Origin of the sequence: Citrobacter sp. Awk 4 (genome assembly GCF_028069725.1) — a bacterium.
Lineage (GTDB): Bacteria > Pseudomonadota > Gammaproteobacteria > Enterobacterales > Enterobacteriaceae > Citrobacter_D.
This window is the reverse complement of sequence record NZ_JANEWG010000073.1, coordinates 1-18,779: the sequence shown is the minus strand read 5'-3', so window position 1 is coordinate 18,779 and position 18,779 is coordinate 1. Positions and strand designations below refer to the sequence as shown.

The 18,779-nt window shown below is 52.5% G+C and carries 19 protein-coding genes and 1 pseudogene; 13 read left to right on the top strand and 7 right to left on the bottom strand.

The features are described 5' to 3' along the window. Positions 1 to 75 precede the first annotated feature (75 nt). From NNO04_RS20780 to cmoB, 11 genes and pseudogenes are all read left to right on the top strand, one after another. Positions 76 to 396, top strand: a complete 321-nt coding sequence (locus tag NNO04_RS20780; RefSeq protein WP_271446271.1) for a hypothetical protein — start codon at positions 76 to 78, stop codon at positions 394 to 396. A 276-nt stretch (positions 397 to 672) separates the two neighbouring features. Next, on the top strand, positions 673 to 876 hold the full coding sequence (locus NNO04_RS20775) for a hypothetical protein (protein WP_271446270.1): 204 nt from the start codon (positions 673 to 675) through the stop codon (positions 874 to 876). Continuing rightward, on the top strand, positions 857 to 1,225 hold the full coding sequence (locus tag NNO04_RS20770) for a hypothetical protein (protein ID WP_442870756.1): 369 nt from the start codon (positions 857 to 859) through the stop codon (positions 1,223 to 1,225). Before NNO04_RS20775 ends, NNO04_RS20770 begins: the two co-directional genes overlap by 20 nt. Further along, positions 1,218 to 1,430 carry a hypothetical protein gene (locus NNO04_RS20765; protein WP_271446268.1) on the top strand — a complete coding sequence of 71 codons (213 nt, stop codon included), beginning with the start codon at positions 1,218 to 1,220 and terminating at the stop codon, positions 1,428 to 1,430. The genes NNO04_RS20770 and NNO04_RS20765 overlap by 8 nt, the downstream gene beginning before the upstream one ends. Further along, positions 1,402 to 1,623 (top strand): ParE family toxin-like protein, encoded by a 222-nt coding sequence (locus NNO04_RS22970; protein ID WP_271446267.1) that lies wholly within the window; start codon positions 1,402 to 1,404, stop codon positions 1,621 to 1,623. The genes NNO04_RS20765 and NNO04_RS22970 overlap by 29 nt, the downstream gene beginning before the upstream one ends. A gap of 100 nt (positions 1,624 to 1,723) precedes the next feature. Next, positions 1,724 to 1,969 (top strand): excisionase family protein, encoded by a 246-nt coding sequence (locus NNO04_RS20755; protein WP_271446266.1) that lies wholly within the window; start codon positions 1,724 to 1,726, stop codon positions 1,967 to 1,969. 55 nt (positions 1,970 to 2,024) lie between these two features. Beyond that, entirely contained in the window at positions 2,025 to 3,338 is a 1,314-nt protein-coding gene (locus NNO04_RS20750) for a tyrosine-type recombinase/integrase (RefSeq protein ID WP_271446265.1), read from the top strand. A gap of 2 nt (positions 3,339 to 3,340) precedes the next feature. After that, a pseudogene (locus NNO04_RS20745) lies at positions 3,341 to 4,090 on the top strand (DUF72 domain-containing protein); the annotation flags it as partial. A gap of 51 nt (positions 4,091 to 4,141) precedes the next feature. After that, entirely contained in the window at positions 4,142 to 4,537 is a 396-nt protein-coding gene (locus NNO04_RS20740; RefSeq protein ID WP_271446264.1) for an MAPEG family protein, read from the top strand. Positions 4,538 to 4,577: 40 nt separating this feature from the next. Next, entirely contained in the window at positions 4,578 to 5,321 is a 744-nt protein-coding gene (gene cmoA / locus NNO04_RS20735) for a carboxy-S-adenosyl-L-methionine synthase CmoA (protein WP_271446263.1), read from the top strand. Then, positions 5,318 to 6,286 (top strand): tRNA 5-methoxyuridine(34)/uridine 5-oxyacetic acid(34) synthase CmoB, encoded by a 969-nt coding sequence (gene cmoB, locus NNO04_RS20730; RefSeq protein ID WP_271446262.1) that lies wholly within the window; start codon positions 5,318 to 5,320, stop codon positions 6,284 to 6,286. Before cmoA ends, cmoB begins: the two co-directional genes overlap by 4 nt. Positions 6,287 to 6,450: 164 nt before the next feature. Here cmoB and cutC read toward each other — a convergent pair whose 3' ends face one another. Continuing rightward, positions 6,451 to 7,197 carry a copper homeostasis protein CutC gene (cutC, locus tag NNO04_RS20725; protein ID WP_271446261.1) on the bottom strand — a complete coding sequence of 249 codons (747 nt, stop codon included), beginning with the start codon at positions 7,195 to 7,197 and terminating at the stop codon, positions 6,451 to 6,453. 71 nt (positions 7,198 to 7,268) lie between these two features. Continuing rightward, entirely contained in the window at positions 7,269 to 7,838 is a 570-nt protein-coding gene (locus tag NNO04_RS20720) for a VOC family protein (protein ID WP_271446260.1), read from the bottom strand. Between the two features lie 239 nt (positions 7,839 to 8,077). Here NNO04_RS20720 and argS point away from each other — a divergent pair, with 239 nt between their 5' ends. Continuing rightward, positions 8,078 to 9,811 carry an arginine--tRNA ligase gene (gene argS, locus NNO04_RS20715; RefSeq protein ID WP_271446259.1) on the top strand — a complete coding sequence of 578 codons (1,734 nt, stop codon included), beginning with the start codon at positions 8,078 to 8,080 and terminating at the stop codon, positions 9,809 to 9,811. Between the two features lie 186 nt (positions 9,812 to 9,997). Further along, positions 9,998 to 11,914: a penicillin-binding protein 2 gene (gene mrdA, locus NNO04_RS20710; protein ID WP_271446258.1), complete on the top strand. Its 1,917-nt coding sequence runs from the start codon at positions 9,998 to 10,000 to the stop codon at positions 11,912 to 11,914. A 5-nt stretch (positions 11,915 to 11,919) separates the two neighbouring features. On the opposite strand, the gene bglB is transcribed toward mrdA, so the two are convergent. From bglB to flhB, 5 genes are all read right to left on the bottom strand, one after another. After that, entirely contained in the window at positions 11,920 to 13,059 is a 1,140-nt protein-coding gene (gene bglB / locus NNO04_RS20705; protein ID WP_271446257.1) for a beta-galactosidase BglB, read from the bottom strand. 4 nt (positions 13,060 to 13,063) lie between these two features. Continuing rightward, positions 13,064 to 14,647 (bottom strand): MFS transporter, encoded by a 1,584-nt coding sequence (locus NNO04_RS20700; RefSeq protein ID WP_271446256.1) that lies wholly within the window; start codon positions 14,645 to 14,647, stop codon positions 13,064 to 13,066. 306 nt (positions 14,648 to 14,953) lie between these two features. Next, on the bottom strand, positions 14,954 to 15,331 hold the full coding sequence (gene flhE, locus NNO04_RS20695) for a flagellar protein FlhE (protein WP_442870757.1): 378 nt from the start codon (positions 15,329 to 15,331) through the stop codon (positions 14,954 to 14,956). A gap of 17 nt (positions 15,332 to 15,348) precedes the next feature. Next, a complete protein-coding gene (flhA, locus tag NNO04_RS20690) occupies positions 15,349 to 17,427 on the bottom strand; it encodes a flagellar biosynthesis protein FlhA (RefSeq protein ID WP_271446254.1) in 2,079 nt (692 codons plus the stop codon). Continuing rightward, the gene (gene flhB, locus NNO04_RS20685) at positions 17,420 to 18,574 is read right to left on the bottom strand and encodes a flagellar biosynthesis protein FlhB (RefSeq protein ID WP_271446253.1); all 1,155 of its coding nucleotides are present in this window, start codon (positions 18,572 to 18,574) and stop codon (positions 17,420 to 17,422) included. Before flhB ends, flhA begins: the two co-directional genes overlap by 8 nt. Between the last annotated feature and the right edge of the window lie 205 nt (positions 18,575 to 18,779).

Genomic DNA, 18,779 nt, shown 5'->3' with positions numbered 1-18,779 from the left:
AGATTAATCCGTTTTGTATTGACGTGATTTAATACATTCTGTATTGTTGTTTCACAAACAAACGGAGAAACTGCAATGACAACTAATGCAACAACCAAAAAATTTTTCCAGCTCGTCAACATTCCTGATTATCGTTACGATGGCGACCGTACTGATATTGATTACGGTGATATTGCAAGTGACTGCGATACCAAGACAATTTCACTTCTTGAAGCTATTGGGCACATCAGCCTATGTGTGTTCACTCTTTCGGATAGTAAAGAGTGTAATAAAGAAAAAATAAACAACCTGTCATGTATTATTACTGATCTTGCTGAACTTGCTATTGCCACAAATAAAATATCCCAGACCGCAACTTATCTTTCTGGCGTACAAGATGGCAATAATAGCGTATGAAATATAATTAATACGTTTCTTAATTGGATATATGCACACATAGACAATTGGAAAGCAGGAAGCTAAACACAGAATAGAACCACCTACAAAAATAAACATCTAATTGTATTACGACTCTATCGTAGGGGAAGTCCACAACCAATTCAAGGGTGATAAACATGACGTTCATCAAAGATAAATCAGCTTACAAAACAGCAATTCTGATTTTCGTCAATTACGGTGATGAGTATCGCCATATAGCAAACATATTCCTGCATAAAGCTTATGGGGTCGGTTATGTTAAGCAAAGATAGCTCAATTGAAACACTCAGAGATACTGCTGAAAGCCTTTACCAGCTAACTAAGTTAATAAACTCAAACATTACTGACATGGATATAGAGCAAATAATTTCACTTTCTGGTCTCTGTTTAGATTTATCGGCTCAAGTATCAATTTGGATGGATGCGGAGTTTACAAAACGTGAAAAACAAAACAATTGATATTTATCGCCGTCGAATTCTTAAATCAGCATTATTACGCCACCAGCGAAAAACGGGTAGTACCTGCATCGCTATTAATCTGCCAAAGGGTGGAATAAGCACGATCGAATTAACAGAAATTTTACTGGATGGCCTGTTGAGAAAATTCGAAAAACTGACCATCAGCGAATACGGGAATATCGAAGCAGTAAAAATCATCAGATGGATTTACAACAGCGCTGTAGATGTGAATGGAAACGGCGAGTTCCTGACAGAAAGCGGAAAGGTATTAATCGACGATCTCATTGCTGAGTTGGTCGAGTTTGCCAAGAAACAAAAATCAGTCACAGCGGAGACAAGCCATGAGTGATCAGACACCAATTATTTCGCACGAACCAGTCAATATCGTGCTGACGATCGAAAACGGGAAAGTTATCCACGCGCGCCCGGTACAGAACGGCGAGGTTACAGCGTCGCTGGAGACTTTTTTATGGATGGCTGAACGCGCCGGTTACACGATCACTCCACCAGCAGGAGACAAGGACAATGGCCCTGACAGCGATACGAATTCCTGAGTGGGTGCACCTGCAGGCGGTCCATGTACTCCGCCAGTTCAGAGCCAGGCGAATCTATCCCTGCCGTATGCACGGCTCCAGAAACCTGAGCCTGAGGGTTAATCGCCGCTGGCGGCTGCTGTCCCGAGACGGCGGTCAAAACTGGGAAGTAATGAGTCACGAACGGTACAGCAAATTAAAGGACAGAAAATGAAAGAATTCTTCCTTTCCCTACTGTTTGGTCTGTTGCTGGTGGCCGTCATTTTCGGTGCACTAATCGAATACAAATTTCTCTCTGATTTTTGAGGTTAATCATGCGTGATACGGCAGATGTCGTCCACCTGGTCCCGAATGACTGGGTAAGCGAAAAAGTATTAATCGCGGTTACCGGACTCAAGCCCGGCACTATCCTCCGGGCCAGAAAGGAATGCTGGATGGTTGGTCGGGAGTATCTTCACGTTTCACCTGACGGAAACCCGAAGCCGTCCAGCGAGTGCATGTATAACCGCAAAGCGGTCGACGCATGGGTAGCCTCACTGAAAAACAAACAACCAGGGTGATTTGACGCCGTGAAAAAGGTACTCTCACATCGCTCTTGGGCGTCTGGAGGAATCAATGGATAAAGTCACATATCCGACAGGCGTTGAAAACCACGGTGGCACTTTGCGCATCTGGTTTAATTTTAAAGGTAAGCGTGTCAGGGAAGGTCTCGGTGCCCCTGATACCGCGAAGAACAGGAAGATCGCCGGAGAACTGCGGACATCGGTATGTTTTGCCATCCGTACAGGGACTTTCGACTACGCAGCACAGTTTCCGGATTCCCCTAACCTCAAAGCTTTTGGGTTGGGTAAAAAAGAAATTACAGTGAAAGAGCTTAAAGAAAAGTGGCTGGATCTGAAAAGGATGGAAATCTGCGCGAACGCATTCAATCGCTATGAGTCGGTCGCAAGGAATGTTGTGCCCAGGATCGGGAGTAATCGACTGGTGTCAGCGGTGACCAAAGAGGAACTGCTGTACCTCAGGAAAGATTTGTTGACCGGCTATCAGAATCCGACGAAAGGCAAAGCTCCAGCAAAAGGGCGAAGTGTTGTTACCGTGAATTATTACATGACAACCATTGCCGGAATGTTTCAGTTTGCCGCAGATCACGGTTACCTGGATGTGAACCCCTTCGGGGGGATTAAGCCTCTTAAAAAAGCCAGAGCAGAACCTGATCCGCTAACCCGTGACGAATTTATTCGCCTGATCGATGCATGCCGGCATCAGCAGACGAAAAACCTGTGGTCACTTGCAGTATACACAGGGGTACGTCACGGGGAGCTGACCTCCCTGGCCTGGGAGGATATCGATCTTGAAGCTGGAACAATAACAATCAGGCGTAATTATACAAAACTGGGCGAGTTCACTCTACCGAAAACTGAGGCGAGTACTAACAGGGTCATACACCTTATCAAGCCCGCGATCAGCGTCCTGAGGAATCAGGCAGAAATGACCAGGCCAGGAAAGCAGTATCACATTGATGTTCAGCTTCGCGAGTATGGCAGAACGGAGAGCCACGAATGTACATTTGTCTTTAACCCTCAACTGGTCAGAAGATGTCAGCATGTTGGGTTTATCTATAAAGTCGATTCGATAGGTGATTTATGGGACGCAGCGGAGAAACGAGCAGGGATAAGGCACAGGAAAGCATATCAGTCGCGTCACACGTATGCGTGCTGGTCACTGTCAGCTGGCGCTAATCCCAGCTTCATTGCCAGTCAGATGGGCCATGCGAGCGCTCAGATGGTCTTCAATGTATACGGGGCGTGGATGGCTGACAGCAGTAGTGAGCAGATCGCAATGCTGAATCAGAGGCTTGCGGATTTTGCCCCACAGGTGCCCCAAAGCCTAAAAAGCAGCACCAGAGCATTATTGAAATCAGTAAGTTAGTTACGAATGCCCGACATGTCAATTGTGTGGAGGGTAACACCACCCTGTACGCGCTTCCCAAAGCCGAGGTCGTTGAACGCTGGCACGCACAGACGACCGATGAGTTTCGTTTCTGTTTTAAATTCCCGGCGACCATCACGCATCAAGCCGCGTTGAGAAACTGTGACGATTTAGTCCTGGAGTTTTTGACCCGGATGTCGCCGCTGGAGGGGCGTATTGGTCAATACTGGCTCCAGCTTCCCGCCACATTTTCACCTCGCGACCTTCCTGCATTGTGGCAATTTCTTGACGCCCTGCCCAAACGCTTCACTTATGGTGTGGAAGTCCGTCATCCGGGATTCTTTGCAAAAGGGGAAGAGGAACAACAGCTCAACCGTGGTTTACACGAGAGAGGGGTAAACCGGGTTATTCTCGACAGCCGCCCGGTCCACGCAGCTCGCCCTCACACTGAGGCGATACGCGAGGCACAGCGCAAGAAACCCAGAGTCCCCGTTCATGCAGTTGTCACCGCCGCTCACCCGATGGTGCGATTTATCGGCAGCGATAATATGGTACAAAATCGTGATTTTTTTGCCGACTGGTTAAACAAATTACCGCTCTGGGAGCACTCAACCACGCCTTACCTGTTTTTACACACGCCCGATATCGCACAGGCTCCGGAGTTAGTGGACGCCATCTGGCATGATTTACAGGCCGCAATTCCGGGTATTGGCGCCGCACCGTCTATTCCACAGCAATCTTCTCTTTTCTGAAAATGCCACCTATCATAGACAGTGCCATCAGCCATTTTAAAGGGAGTTTGTATGGTAAGCGCGCTATATGCCGTATTGGGTGCGTTATTGTTGATGAAGTTCTCCTTTGACGTTGTTCGTCTACGGATGCAGTACCGCGTTGCCTATGGCGATGGCGGTTTTAGCGAGCTACAAAGCGCGATTCGCATTCACGGCAATGCGGTGGAATATATTCCCGTTGCCCTCGTGCTGTTGCTCTTTATGGAGATGAACGGTGCTGAGACATGGATGGTGCATATCTGCGGTTTGATTCTCATTGCCGGTCGACTCATGCATTATTACGGCTTCCATCACCGACTTTTTCGCTGGCGGCGCTCCGGTATGAGCGCAACCTGGTGCGCCCTGTTGCTGATGGTGCTGGCAAATCTCTGGTATATGCCCTGGGAGTTGGTTTTCTCCCTGCATTAGCGCACAATACGCCACTTTATTTTTCCCGGATTTTTACGTTATGTCTCACCGCGACACGCTTTTTTCTGCGCCTATCGCCAGTCTGGGTGACTGGACCTTTGATGAACGGGTAGCTGAAGTCTTCCCGGATATGATCCAGCGTTCCGTTCCTGGCTACTCCAATATTATCTCGATGATTGGCATGCTGGCTGAACGTTTTGTCAAACCCAACACCCAGGTCTACGATTTGGGCTGTTCTCTGGGCGCGGCGACGCTCTCGGTGCGTCGCAACATCCACCATGATAACTGCAAGATAATTGCCGTCGACAATTCTCCGGCGATGATTGAACGCTGCCGCCGCCACATTGATGCTTACAAAGCCCCGACCCCGGTTGACATTGTGGAAGGCGATATTCGTCATGTCGTTATCGAAAACGCCTCTATGGTGGTACTGAATTTTACCCTGCAATTCCTTGAGCCGCCCGAGCGCCAGGCATTGCTGGATAAGATTTATCAGGGGTTGAATCCGGGCGGCGCGCTGGTGCTGTCAGAGAAGTTCAGTTTTGAAGATGCGCAGGTCGGCGAATTGCTGTTCAACATGCATCATGACTTCAAGCGTGCCAACGGCTATAGCGAACTGGAAATTAGCCAGAAGCGCAGCATGCTGGAAAACGTCATGCTGACCGATTCCGTCGAAACCCATAAAGCACGTCTGCGCCAGGCCGGATTCGAACACAGCGAACTGTGGTTCCAGTGCTTCAACTTCGGCTCTCTGGTGGCGCTAAAAGCTGAGGTTCCCGCATGATCGAGTTCGGAAACTTTTATCAGCTGATTGCCAAAAATCACCTTTCCCACTGGCTTGAAACCCTGCCCGCGCAAATTGCGGCCTGGCAGCGCGATCAGCATGGCCTGTTTAAACAGTGGTCGAACGCGGTTGAATTTCTGCCCGAGTTAACGCCGCACCGTCTGGATCTGCTGCACAGCGTCACCGCCGAAAGCGAAACACCGCTGAGCGAAGGCCAACTTAAACGTATCGATACCCTGATGCGCAATCTGATGCCGTGGCGTAAAGGTCCGTACTCTTTATATGGCGTCAATATTGATACCGAATGGCGTTCTGACTGGAAGTGGGATCGCGTATTGCCGCATCTGTCCGATCTTACCGGTCGCACGATTCTGGATGTTGGCTGCGGCAGCGGCTATCACATGTGGCGCATGATTGGCGCAGGCGCACATCTCGCCGTCGGGATCGACCCAACGCAACTGTTCCTGTGCCAGTTTGAAGCAGTGCGCAAATTGTTGGGTAACGATCAGCGCGCGCATTTACTGCCGTTGGGTATCGAACAACTGCCCGCGCTGAATGCGTTTGATACCGTATTTTCGATGGGCGTGCTCTATCATCGCCGATCGCCGCTGGAGCATCTGTGGCAGTTAAAAGATCAACTGGTCAAAGACGGTGAACTGGTGCTTGAGACGCTGGTCGTTGAGGGCGATGAAAATACCGTGCTGGTACCCGGCGATCGCTACGCGCAGATGCGCAACGTCTACTTTATTCCTTCTGCGCTGGCGCTGAAAAACTGGCTGGAGAAGTGCGGTTTTGTCGATGTGCGTATCGCAGATGTTTGTGTGACGTCAACCGAAGAACAGCGTCGTACCGAATGGATGGTCACTGAGTCGCTGGCCGATTTCCTTGACCCGAACGACAGCAGCAAAACGGTCGAGGGTTACCCTGCTCCTCTGCGTGCGGTGTTGATTGCGCGCAAACCGTGATGGATTGCCCGGTGGCGTTACGCTTACCGGGCCTACAAATCTCGTAGGCCTGATAAGGCATCGCCGCCATCAGGCATAAAAAGATAAAAAAAGGCCCCTGTTGAAATTGCAGGGGCCTGGTACGAGCAAGCATCATATTGGGCGACATGATGCAACGGTAAAAATCAGTTGGCCTGATGACGAACAATGATTCCTTTCATCTCTGCAACCGCCGCCCCGTCAACCACATAACGGGAAAACTCATCCGCTTGCGTATCCGCTGACATCGACAGTCCCTGATTGCAATAACGCATTGGTGAGGCAACCTGGGCTCCGGCGGAGCTGTGTACTTCCCTGACACCTGCATCCAGGAAATCCTGCAAATTTTTTGCACGAACCCCTGCTCCGGCCATAATTATTGGAGCATCAGCGTGTGTAATTAGTTCCATAATTATTGGTAAACCTTGCAGTGCGTCAGATTTTTGCCCGGATGTCAGCACTCTCGCAACACCCAAATCCGCCAGATTCTTAAGCGCATTTAATGGATTAGCGCACATATCGAATGCACGATGAAATGTCACTGCCAACGGCGCGGCAGCGGCCATTATTTTTTCCATTCGCGGCATATCCACATTGCCGTCCACGTCCAGAATGCCTATCACCAGACCGGGGAAACCCAATTCTCTGACCGCGCGCACATCTTCCAGCATGGCGGCAAATTCACCGTCGGTATAACAAAAATCACCACCACGCGGGCGAATAATTGGATGCACGGGAATCGTTACGTGTTGACGAACCGAACGCAGCACACCCAGCGAAGGCGTCAATCCGCCCTCTTTCGGCGCTGAACACAACTCGATCCGATCGGCACCGTTTTGCTGCGCCGTTAACGCGCACTCCATGCTGTAGCAACAAATCTCGAGCAACGCCATACTCACTCCTTTTTCAGAATCATTTATCATGCCATGCCTGTTAACGCTAAACGCCGCAGACGCTCACAAACTCAATTCCCTGACTGCTCGCTTGCCACAATGTCTTCAATCGACCACGGGTGAAACTTGATGGTAACTTTGCCATCCGTCACCGCCAGCGTTGGGTTCGCCAGACGTTCGTGCTCGCCTTTGGGCGAACTGGTTTTGACGAAAATCCCCGGCTGGCTTAGGCCATCGTCAGAGAGCAGCGCCAGCGCCCGTGCGTTCAACGTTTCCGGTTCGCCGGGCAGCACAATTTCAATATGTTCCCAGCCTTCGTGCGGGTAGCGCTTTTCACCCGGCCACGGTAATTCCACAACGCTGAATCGCCAGTGTCCGACGCAAACAGGCTCTTTCAGTTTGAACAGGCAGATCGGCCTACCGTTGATGATATTTTCCGACAGGAGTTCGCCACACTGCTCAAACCCACGCCGCCACCGTTCTGCGGTCGCATTCTGATGGCAACGAAGAGAGATATGGTCGGCCTCAAGGGGCGCCAGATCCAGACCGAGGCGAGTAGAAAGCGCCGTTAACGCCAGCGTAAAACGCGGTAAATCCGCGGAAATATCCTGCAGTTCGTCAATAGATTGCCAGTTCGCCATTTTGGATACTCGTCTTCATCTTCAAAGCCGTTAATTTACTCTGTTGCGGGGCGGCAACCAACCGCTGATTGCGGTCAACGCGCCATGAATAGTGATGCCTCATTATGTTGCGGTGATTCCAGGGTCGCGACAACATGCGCCAATGCTGACGCAAACGGGCATTTGCAGTATACTCCCGCCCTAAATTCTTAAACTGGTGCGGGCACAGTCACCCCGCGTCTTAAACGTAAGGTATTCCGGTGAATATTCAGGCTCTTCTCTCAGAAAAAGTTCGTCAGGCCATGATTGCTGCAGGCGCGCCTGCAGATTGCGAACCCCAGGTTCGTCAGTCAGCAAAAGTACAGTTCGGCGACTATCAGGCCAACGGCATGATGGCAGTTGCTAAAAAACTGGGTATGGCGCCGCGACAACTTGCAGAGCAGGTGCTGACTCATCTGGATCTCAACGGCATCGCCAGCAAGGTTGAAATTGCCGGTCCGGGCTTTATCAATATTTTCCTCGATGCGGCGTTTCTCGCCCAACACGTCCAGCAGGCGCTGGCCTGTGACCGTCTTGGCGTCGCTCTCCCTGAGAAGCAGACGGTTGTGGTGGATTACTCTGCGCCTAACGTCGCCAAAGAGATGCACGTCGGCCACCTGCGCTCGACCATTATCGGCGACGCGGCTGTGCGTACTCTGGAGTTTCTGGGTCACCATGTTATTCGCGCCAACCACGTCGGCGACTGGGGCACGCAGTTTGGTATGCTCATCGCCTGGCTGGAAAAACAGCAGCAGGAAAACGCCGGCGAAATGGCGCTGGCAGACCTGGAAGGATTCTATCGTGATGCGAAGAAGCACTACGATGAAGATGAAGTGTTTGCCGAGCGCGCACGTAACTACGTGGTGAAACTGCAGGGCGGCGACGCGTACTTCCGCGAAATGTGGCGCAAACTGGTCGACATCACCATGACGCAAAACCAGTTAACCTACGATCGCCTGAATGTCACGCTGACGCGTGACGACGTGATGGGCGAAAGCCTGTACAACCCGATGCTGCCGGGTATCGTCGCCGATCTGAAAGCCAAAGGCCTTGCCGTTGAAAGCGAAGGCGCGACGGTGGTGTTCCTTGATGAGTACAAAAACAAGGAAGGCGAACCGATGGGCGTCATCATTCAGAAGAAAGATGGCGGCTACCTCTATACCACCACTGACATCGCCTGCGCCAAATACCGCTATGAAACGCTGCATGCCGATCGCGTGCTGTACTACATCGATTCCCGCCAGCACCAGCACCTGATGCAGGCATGGACTATCGTGCGTAAAGCCGGGTATGTGCCGGACTCTGTACCGCTGGAACACCACATGTTCGGCATGATGCTGGGTAAAGACGGTAAACCGTTCAAAACCCGCGCGGGTGGCACAGTGAAACTGGCTGACCTGCTGGACGAAGCGCTGGAACGCGCGCGCCGTCTGGTAGCTGAGAAGAATCCGGACATGCCTGCCGATGAGCTGGAAAAACTGGCAAACGCCGTCGGTATCGGCGCGGTGAAATATGCGGATCTCTCCAAAAACCGCACCACCGACTACATCTTCGACTGGGACAACATGCTGGCGTTTGAAGGCAACACTGCCCCTTACATGCAATATGCCTACACCCGTGTACTGTCCGTATTCCGTAAAGCAGACATCAGCGAAGACGCGCTGGCGGCTGCACCGGTTATCATCAGCGAAGATCGCGAAGCGCAGTTAGCCGCTCGCCTGCTGCAGTTTGAAGAGACGCTGACAGTGGTCGCGCGTGAAGGTACGCCACACGTTATGTGTGCCTATCTGTACGATCTCGCCGGTCTGTTCTCCGGTTTCTATGAGCACTGCCCGATCCTGAGTGCAGAAAGCGAAACCGTGCGTAACAGCCGTCTGAAACTGGCGTTACTGACGGCAAAAACGCTGAAACTGGGTCTGGATACGCTGGGTATCGAAACCGTAGAACGTATGTAAATCCATACGCTTAACATTCAGGCCTGAGTTCGTTTGCGGACTCAGGCCTTTTTTATCTCCAGCGTTCGCATTCTGTAACATGTCACAAGAAATGACACATTTCTCAGGAGGGATGGTACATTTTTTGCCTGTCATCGCGTTGACCTCTCCGTATCATTAGGCGGCTAATTAATCAGGTACGGGTCAATGACGTTTAAAGATTTCGCAGCAGAAGAGAAACTCTTTCTGAGACGGGTAGTGGTGGCGTTTGGCCTGGTGGTTATTTGCTTCGGGATCCTTCTTGTCAATCTCTACAATTTACAAATTCGCCAACATCAGTACTACGCGACCCGCTCTGACGAGAACGACATTAAAATGCTGCCGATCGCGCCAACTCGGGGCATGATCTATGATCGCAATGGCATCCCGCTGGTGCGCAACGTGACCTGGTACGATATCTCGGTTACACCCTACAAAATCAGCAATATGGATACGTTAATCCAGCAACTGACGCCCATCGTTGACCTGACACCGGATGATATCGAGGCATTTCGCCACGCGCTGAAATCAAGCAGTCGCTACCGCCAGGTAGTGCTGAAAAATGCCCTGAGCGACGTCCAGATTGCGCGATTTTCCGTAAACCAATTTCGTTTCAGCGGCGTCGCCATCAGTCGCTATGAAGATCGGCAATACCCCTACGGCGCAAAACTGGCGCACGTACTTGGCTATGTCTCAAAAATTAACGATAGCGATCTGAAAACACTCAGCAAAGAAGGGATCGCGGAAAATTACGCCGCCGACCATAACATCGGCAAACAGGGTATTGAACGCTTTTACGAAAATGAGCTGCACGGCAAAACCGGCTACCAGGAAGTGGAGGTGGATAATCATGGTCGGATTGTCCGTCTGCTAAAAGATGTCCCCCCCGTCGCCGGTAAAAACATCCACCTGACGCTGGATCTCCACCTGCAGGAATATATTGAGAGTCTGGTTGCCGGACAACGCGAAGCGGTTCTGGTGGAAGATCCGCATGACGGCTCGGTACTGGCGATGGTCTCGAATCCCAGCTATGACCCGAATCCTTTTGTGAAAGGCATCAGCTATCAGGAGTACGACAAACTGCTGAAGGATAAAGATCTGCCGTTGATCAATCGTGTGACGCAAGGGCTGTATCCACCAGCCTCCACGGTGAAACCCTACATGGCCATATCGGCGCTGTTAAACGGCGTCATTACACCGCAAACTTACTTTTTCGGCGCGCCGACGTGGACGCTCCCCGGAACAGAGCGCCGCTACCGCGACTGGAAGAAAACCGGTCACGGCATGTTAAACGTCACCAAAGCGATTGAAGAGTCGGCGGACACCTTTTTCTACCAGGTCGCTTACATGATGGGTATCGACAGGATCAACAGCATGTTGTCGCAGTTTGGCTACGGTAAACCAACCGGTATCGACCTTAACGAAGAGTACAACGGCCTGCTACCGAGCCGTAACTGGAAACAACGGGTACATAAAAAAACCTGGTATCAGGGAGATACCATCTCGGTCGGCATCGGTCAGGGATACTGGATCGCCACGCCGATTCAGATGGTAAAAGCGATGGTAGCCCTGCTCAACAATGGGAAAGTGATCTCCCCTCACCTGCTGCAGGAAGAAGATAATGGTAAAACCCGTATTCCTTACCATGCCGCCACGCCACCCACACAAATCGCCGACGCCGCATCACCGTATTGGGGATTGGTGCGCCAGGCGATGTTCGGCATGGCGAACTCCCCTAACGGCACCGGCTATAAATTCTTTCACACCGCACCTTACGGTATTGCCGCCAAAAGTGGCACATCCCAGGTATTCAGCCTGAAAGAGAACCAGACCTACAATGCGAAAATGATCCCGATTCGCCTACGCGACCATGTGTTCTATACCGCTTTTGCGCCCTATAACAACCCGAAAGTCGCCATCGCAGTGATTATGGAAAACGGGGGCAGCGACGGCGTGACCGCCGCGCCGGTGATGCGTCAAATACTTGACCATCTGTTTGTGTCGCAAAACGCGGTTGCCCAACCGGTTCACGGACAGGCGGAAAGCGCATCCCCGGTAACGAAACCGACACCGGGGAGCGTTTGACAGGATTAAAAATACTTACGCAGATATTCGGTGAGGCACAGCATCGCCATTGCCTGGCCGTACGGCATGGAGGTCAGTGGAATGTTGCGGTAAAAATCAAGGTCATGGCCCATGCCGGTGCCAAAGGACGTTTGCAACAGCTCCCCTTGCGGGGATATGTTCGCTACGATCCCTTTAATGGCCTTCTCGGCAACCGCTGCATACTCCTGACCGACATAGCGCTTACGTACCGCTTTCAGAATACCGTAGGCAAATCCCGCAGTGGCCGACGCTTCCAGATATGACTGCGGATCGTCCAGCAAGGTATGCCACAACCCGCTCTCATCCTGACATTTCGCCAGCGCAGCAATTTGCGCATTCAGCACCTGCACCAGATAACGGCGGACTGCGTTATTTTCAGGCAGATCCAGTAGCTCCAGAAAATCCGGGATCACGATGGTCAGCCAGCTGTTGCCACGCGCCCAGCGGGCATGGGCAAAGTTATGGTGTCCGTCATAGTTCCAGCCGTGGAACCACAGCCCCGTTTCTCTATCCATCAGATTCTGCACATGCAGCAGGAACTGATAGGTCGCCTCTTCCACATATGCCGGACGATTGAGCAGTTTGCCAATCTTAGCCAGCGGCAACACCGTCATCATCAACGTGTCATCCCACATTTGCTGATGGTTTTCTTCCGCCAGCGTAATGTGCTGCATACCGCCGTGATCGGTGCGCGGCATCTCATTCATCGCCCACTCCGCCCAGCTATCAAGCCACGGCAGATACGCCGGGTTGCGGGTTTCTTCGTAGCGATAGGCCAGCGTTAAAAACGGCGCCATCGTGTTGACGTTTTTGGTGGTTGCCCCCTCGGCAAAACGGTCGGCAAACCAACTGTCGATAGTGTCGCGCGTTGCCTCATCGCCGGTCTGCTGATAGTACTGGTACATCCCGTACAAACCGACGCCGTGGGTCCACTCCCATCCGGCCCAACCTTTGGTGTCGATCACTCGCCCGTCATCCAGTCGCAGCAGAAACTCACCCGTTTCATCATGAATATTGACCAGGTTATGCGTCACCTTTTGGATCAGGGTTTTTAACTCATCCCTGGCGATGAAATGCTCTGGCTGACGCAATAACGGACTGTGTTTGACTGGGTAAACCTTCATCTACTTAACCTCTGTGCAATGTCGAATTCATTGCCGCGCCCTGCTTAAGAGACGGCGCAGCCGGTTTATTACGGTTCAGATAACCAATATTGTTGTTACCCCAAAGTGATTCGTACGGCATGCCTGAAAGCATCTCAACGGTGGCACGCGCCTGCGGCGTAATCTCTTCTGGCATTGCCCGGCCCGAGTTACGCATTTTGGCCGTCTCTTCACGCAGGACACTGTGCGTTTGTAAATTCAGCTTAAAGCGCAAAGAAACCAGGAAGCCGACCGCCAGCACCAGCAATGTGCCGCAGCTCAGAATCAACAGAATGGTGTGGCTGACGGCTTCAGGTTGCGTGCTCTTCCCGGACACAAAACCTGACATTTGCATCACAATCCCCACCAGCATCACCGCCCCCGCCTGGGACGCTTTACGGGTCAGCGTCATAATGCCTGCGAAGATCCCTTCACGGCGCTGTCCGGTAATGACTTCATCGACATCCGCAATATAGGTATAGGTGTTCCAGGGTACATAGTTGATACCACCGCGTCCCAGGCCCGCAATAGCAGACACCAGCAGTAACAGGGAGTACACATCGCTCATGCCGGCATAATAGAGAACGGCATACGACAGCGAACTCAGACCAAACAGGACCACCACCATGCGGTAAGACGGCGCAGGTCCAAAACGGATGCACAGCGGGATCATCCCGATAACCGCAATGAACTGGAAAATCGCCATCGTGCCCAGCAGATTCGACGCCATTGAGGCTTCCTGCATAAGAACGAAGACCACGTAATAGGTAAAGACCGCGTTGAAGACGTCCTGCGCGATATAACCGCCAAGGTACATCCCCAGATGCTGACGAAAAATTTTGATCCGCAGCGTCGAACTCAATTCAACGAACAGGCGATTCATACTCTGGCGGAAGTTCAGGTTTTTCTTCTCTTCCTCGGCACGCAGAGCCGCTTCCGTCCACTCTTCACGCGGACGCTCCCAGGTGAAGAACCACACGAATGTCAGCATCAACGCACACAGTACCGAGAAGACCATGCTGGCATAGAAAAAGGAGATCGGGTTGTCTTTACCAAACGCCGTCAGCAGAATACCCGGCAGGAAGGAGGCCAGAATGGCGGACATTTGCGCCATTGCAATGCGTGCCCCGGAGAACTTGGTCTTCTGCCTGAAGTCATCGGTCATTTCCGGCACCAGCGTCTCGTATGGCACCAGAATCATGGTGTAAACGATATCAAAGACCAGATAGGTCAGCAGGTAGTACCAGAACGTCATGTCGCCAACCCACATCAGTGAGTAGCTGAATACACAAGGGATCCCTAGCAGAATAAAGAACTTACGACGACCAAAACGTTTACCGAGCCACGTAGAACCAAAGTTATCGGTTAAAAAGCCCATCAGCGGGCTGACAACAGCATCAAGGACCCTTGCCGCAGCAAAAATGAACGTAGCCTCGATCGGCGTTAAGCCACAAAAAGTCGTATAGAAGTAAAGAAGCCAGGCAGCGGTTAACGCGGTCGTTCCGGCGCCTAAAAAGTCGCCTGCGCCGTACGCGAAATAATTCACCAATCCAATTTTACGTGTATTCATTGCCGTAAACCCTGCAAAAAATGAAGAGGTCGCCAACGCTGGCCTTACCTACTCCACCAGACGAACGGAGGCAGAGTAAAAGGACAAGGGGCGTTCATACACGGGCTACAATAGAAGCTTACAGGATGTGATACCTTTTTGTTTCTGCCACCGCATTTCGTGTGGTGGCAGAATCGCAAAGAGTTCGGCAACGCGTGTCACCGATTTATAAAACAGTGTTTCTCAAGAATCAAAAAAGAGGTCGCGTAATTGCGAAGCGGTTTGCATTTTCACCGGTCAACCGCCTGAAATAACGGCGATTGACTATTATCGGTAGTTAACAATCACCTGGTTACTCTGCACTTTAAGCGCGGGGATCAGGCGTCCCCCCCCCGGCACTTCCCAGACGAAGCGCAGCGGTTCGATAGCGGGTACGTTGGCAAATCCGCGCGTGGTTCCGCTTTGCCCTTCTAATTCCACACAGCGCGATTGCGAGCACAGGCGCACCAGCAGGCCCGCTGGCGTAGGGCCGTCCAGGGTATAACGCCAGGCCACCAGCGTCATTAAGCCGGAAACCGGTTGTCGCGAGGACAACGGTGATGAGGATGCGGACTCGCCACGATAATTCAGGGTAATTCCGGTGCTGCTGTCCTGCCACGCCCCTTCACCGGAAGCCAGCGCCATCCACGGAAGCAGGCACAACATGCTGAATAATTTGCGCATTATTTGCCTCCGATGGTTGCGGTCATGCGAATGTGACGGTTATCCGAAAGCTCCAGGTTTGACAGCACCACCAGTTGCGGCAAGCTGCGCCGTAAAAAACGTGACAGCAACGGACGCAGGGCATGATTCACTAACAGCACCGGTGGTGCTCCCAGCATTTCCTGGCGCGACAGCGCTTCTTGCGTCTGTGCCAGCAAACGATCCGCCAGACCTGGCTCAAGTCCGCCACCACCTTGTAACGCCTGTAATAACAAGCGTTCAAGCGGGGTATCAAGGCCAATGACATGCACTTCATCATTACCCGGGAACCACTGTTGAGTAATGGCGCGACCCAACGCCACACGCACCACGGCAGTGAGTTCCTGCGCATCGCTCTGTATCGGGGCATGTTCGGCCAGCGTCTCGAGGATAGTGCGCATGTCACGAATCGGCACTTTCTCATCCAGCAGGTTCTGTAGCACTTTATGCAGCGTGGTGAGTGTGACCACGCCGGGTACGAGATCTTCTGTCAGCTTAGGCATCTCCTGCGAGACGCGATCCAGTAGCTGTTGCGCTTCCTGGCGGCCAAATAACTCCGCAGCAAACTGACCAATCAGATGGTTAAGGTGCGTTGCCACGACAGTGCTCGCCTCCACAACCGTAAATCCCTGAATTTGCGCCTGCTCTTTCAGCGCGCTTTCAATCCAGATAGCCTCCAGGCCAAAGGCGGGATCCACTGTCGGCTCGCCAGGCAGCGTCCCCGCCGCCGTCCCTGGATTAATCGCCAGCCAGCGACCCGGATACGCATCGCCGCTGCCAATCTCCACCCCTTTCATCAGAATACGGTAGCGCGCAGGCTGCAGATCCATATTGTCGCGGATATGCACCACTGGCGGCAGGAATCCCATCTCCTGAGCAAATTTTTTACGAATACTGCGAATGCGTCCGAGCAGTTCCCCGTCCTGTTGAAAATCCACCATCGGGATCAGCCGATAACCGACCTCCATGCCCAGGGAATCTTCCAGCTGCACGTCATTCCAGGTGGCTTCCACCACCGAATTGTTTTCCGGCATCTTCACCGGCTGCGGTTCAGCGGGTGCCGCTTGCTCCCGCCCCCGCATCCACCAGGCCAGACCCAGTAACGCCGCAGTAAACATCAGGAAAACCAGGTTCGGCATCCCGGGAACCAGTCCCAGCAACCCCAGAACCGCCGCACTGAGCAGCATGACGCGGGGGTTACTGAACAACTGGCCGACCATCTGTTCACCGACATCCTGGTCAGTACTGACGCGGGTCACAATGACACCCGCCGCCGTTGAAATCACCAGCGCCGGGATTTGCGCGACCAGACCGTCGCCGATGGTCAGCAGGGTATAGCTTTCCGCCGCGTGCCCCATACTCATGCCGTGTTGCAGAACCCCCACCAGCAGTCCCCCCACCACGTTGATAACCATAATCAAAATACCGGCGATGGCATCCCCGCGAACGAACTTACTCGCACCGTCCATCGAACCGTAAAAATCGGCTTCCTGGGTCACTTCAGTGCGCCGTTTTTTCGCTTCATCTTCCCCGATCAACCCGGCATTTAAGTCGGCATCAATCGCCATCTGCTTGCCGGGCATCCCATCCAGCACAAAGCGCGCGCCCACTTCCGCGATACGCCCAGCCCCTTTGGTGATAACCATAAAGTTGATGATGACCAGAATCACGAACACCACAATACCAATGGCGAAGTTCCCGCCCACCAGGAAGTGACCGAATGCTTCAACGACCTTGCCTGCCGCCGCCGCGCCGGTATGCCCTTCCATCAGAATGATACGTGTTGACGCCACGTTCAGCGCCAGACGCAACAGCGTGGTGAACAGCAATATGGTCGGGAAAGCGGCAAATTCCAGCGTACGCTGGGTGAACATCGCCACCAGCAGTACCATGATCGACAGCGCGATATTAAAGGTGAACAGCAGGTCGAGGATGAACGCAGGCAGCGGCAGCACCATCATCGACAAAATCAGCAGGATGAGGATCGGCCCGGCAAGAATTTGCCATTGGGAGGACTTCATAGTGTTGGGCAGGCGCAGCATCGCAACCAGATTAGCCATCGGTATTCTTCTCGTTCATAAAATCCAGTGCGTCAGGCACCGGTAGATTTTCAGGTTGTGGCGGACGCTGCCCACCGGCAAGGCGCCAGCGTTTAAGCTGCCAGACCCACGCCAGGACTTCCGCCACAGCGGCATAGAGTTGTCCGGGAATTTGCTGACCAATTTCAGCATGACGATACAACGCACGCGCCAGCGGCGGCGCTTCCAGCGTTGGCACGCGATGTTCAGCGCCTATTTCACGAATACGCAGCGCCACCAGCCCCGCCCCTTTGGCGACGACTTTTGGCGCACTCATTTTGTTTTCGTCGTACTGCAGCGCCACCGAGTAGTGCGTGGGGTTGGTGACAATGACATCGGCTTTCGGCACATCGTCCATCATGCGGCGACGCGCGGCCGCTCGCTGCATTTGGCGAATGCGCCCTTTAACATGCGGATCGCCTTCGCTTTGTTTGAACTCATCGCGAATATCCTGGCGCGACATGCGTAACTTTTTCAGATGGCTAAAAATCTGGAAGAAAACGTCAAAGCCCACCATCGGAATCACACCCAGCACGACCAGCAGCGCGCAGAGCCCGACGAGATCCAGCGCGTTACCCATCGCCGTCACCGGCGACTCTGCCATCAAACGCATCATCTCCGGCCAGTTGTGCCAGAGGTAAAACCCCGTCACGCTGCCCACCAGGGTTGATTTGAGTATCGCTTTCAGCAGTTCTGCCCCGGTCTGTGCGGAGAACATGCGTTTGATGCCAGGCAATGGATTCAGTTTTGAGAACTTAGGTTGTAGTGACTTGCCGCTAAACACTAGCCCCCCCAGCATCACCGGGGAGATAAGTGCCACCAGCACCACACCGGTTATCAGCGGCAACAGCGCCCACATCGCCTCTTTGATCAGCAGAATAATTTGCCCGAGTATCAAATTGGGGTCGTTCACCATGCTGTGATCGAAACGTAATCCCGCCGAAAGCATGTTTGATAACCGTCCCGCCAGCGACTCGCCGCCAATCCAGATAATGCAAACACCCACCAGCAAAATCAGCAGTGAGGTCAGTTCTTTGGATCGGGGGATCTGCCCTTCTTCCCGCGCTTTTTCGAGTCGGTGGGGTGTGGGGGCTTCTGTTTTATCGTCGTTATCGCTTTCGTCTGCCACAGCACGCGCTCACGCCAGGTTGTCTCTGGGTAATGATGACAGAACGCTCCTTCTGCCAATGGCGCGAAAAGACCCCGTAAACAGCGCTTTTTAGGCCATTGATTTACGTTTAAGGCAAGATTTCAGCACAGAATTTAGACGTTATTACGGAACATCACTATCAATTACCAACGCATATTTATAGAAAATAAATATACTTACAGTT

What these genes read in the sequence shown, in the direction of transcription:
- NNO04_RS20740 (WP_271446264.1), top strand. Translation starts at nt 4,142, where the DNA reads ATGGTAAGCGCGCTATATGCCGTATTGGGTGCGTTATTGTTGATGAAG.
- NNO04_RS20775 (WP_271446270.1), top strand. Translation starts at nt 673, where the DNA reads ATGTTAAGCAAAGATAGCTCAATTGAAACACTCAGAGATACTGCTGAA.
- NNO04_RS20750 (WP_271446265.1), top strand. Translation starts at nt 2,025, where the DNA reads ATGGATAAAGTCACATATCCGACAGGCGTTGAAAACCACGGTGGCACT.
- mrdA (WP_271446258.1), top strand. Translation starts at nt 9,998, where the DNA reads ATGACGTTTAAAGATTTCGCAGCAGAAGAGAAACTCTTTCTGAGACGG.
- NNO04_RS20780 (WP_271446271.1), top strand. Translation starts at nt 76, where the DNA reads ATGACAACTAATGCAACAACCAAAAAATTTTTCCAGCTCGTCAACATT.
- flhA (WP_271446254.1), bottom strand. Translation starts at nt 17,427, where the DNA reads ATGGCTAATCTGGTTGCGATGCTGCGCCTGCCCAACACTATGAAGTCC.
- NNO04_RS20700 (WP_271446256.1), bottom strand. Translation starts at nt 14,647, where the DNA reads ATGAATACACGTAAAATTGGATTGGTGAATTATTTCGCGTACGGCGCA.
- NNO04_RS20720 (WP_271446260.1), bottom strand. Translation starts at nt 7,838, where the DNA reads ATGGCGAACTGGCAATCTATTGACGAACTGCAGGATATTTCCGCGGAT.
- NNO04_RS20755 (WP_271446266.1), top strand. Translation starts at nt 1,724, where the DNA reads ATGCGTGATACGGCAGATGTCGTCCACCTGGTCCCGAATGACTGGGTA.
- cmoA (WP_271446263.1), top strand. Translation starts at nt 4,578, where the DNA reads ATGTCTCACCGCGACACGCTTTTTTCTGCGCCTATCGCCAGTCTGGGT.
- cmoB (WP_271446262.1), top strand. Translation starts at nt 5,318, where the DNA reads ATGATCGAGTTCGGAAACTTTTATCAGCTGATTGCCAAAAATCACCTT.
- cutC (WP_271446261.1), bottom strand. Translation starts at nt 7,197, where the DNA reads ATGGCGTTGCTCGAGATTTGTTGCTACAGCATGGAGTGCGCGTTAACG.
- NNO04_RS22970 (WP_271446267.1), top strand. Translation starts at nt 1,402, where the DNA reads ATGGCCCTGACAGCGATACGAATTCCTGAGTGGGTGCACCTGCAGGCG.
- NNO04_RS20765 (WP_271446268.1), top strand. Translation starts at nt 1,218, where the DNA reads ATGAGTGATCAGACACCAATTATTTCGCACGAACCAGTCAATATCGTG.
- flhE (WP_442870757.1), bottom strand. Translation starts at nt 15,331, where the DNA reads ATGTTGTGCCTGCTTCCGTGGATGGCGCTGGCTTCCGGTGAAGGGGCG.
- bglB (WP_271446257.1), bottom strand. Translation starts at nt 13,059, where the DNA reads ATGAAGGTTTACCCAGTCAAACACAGTCCGTTATTGCGTCAGCCAGAG.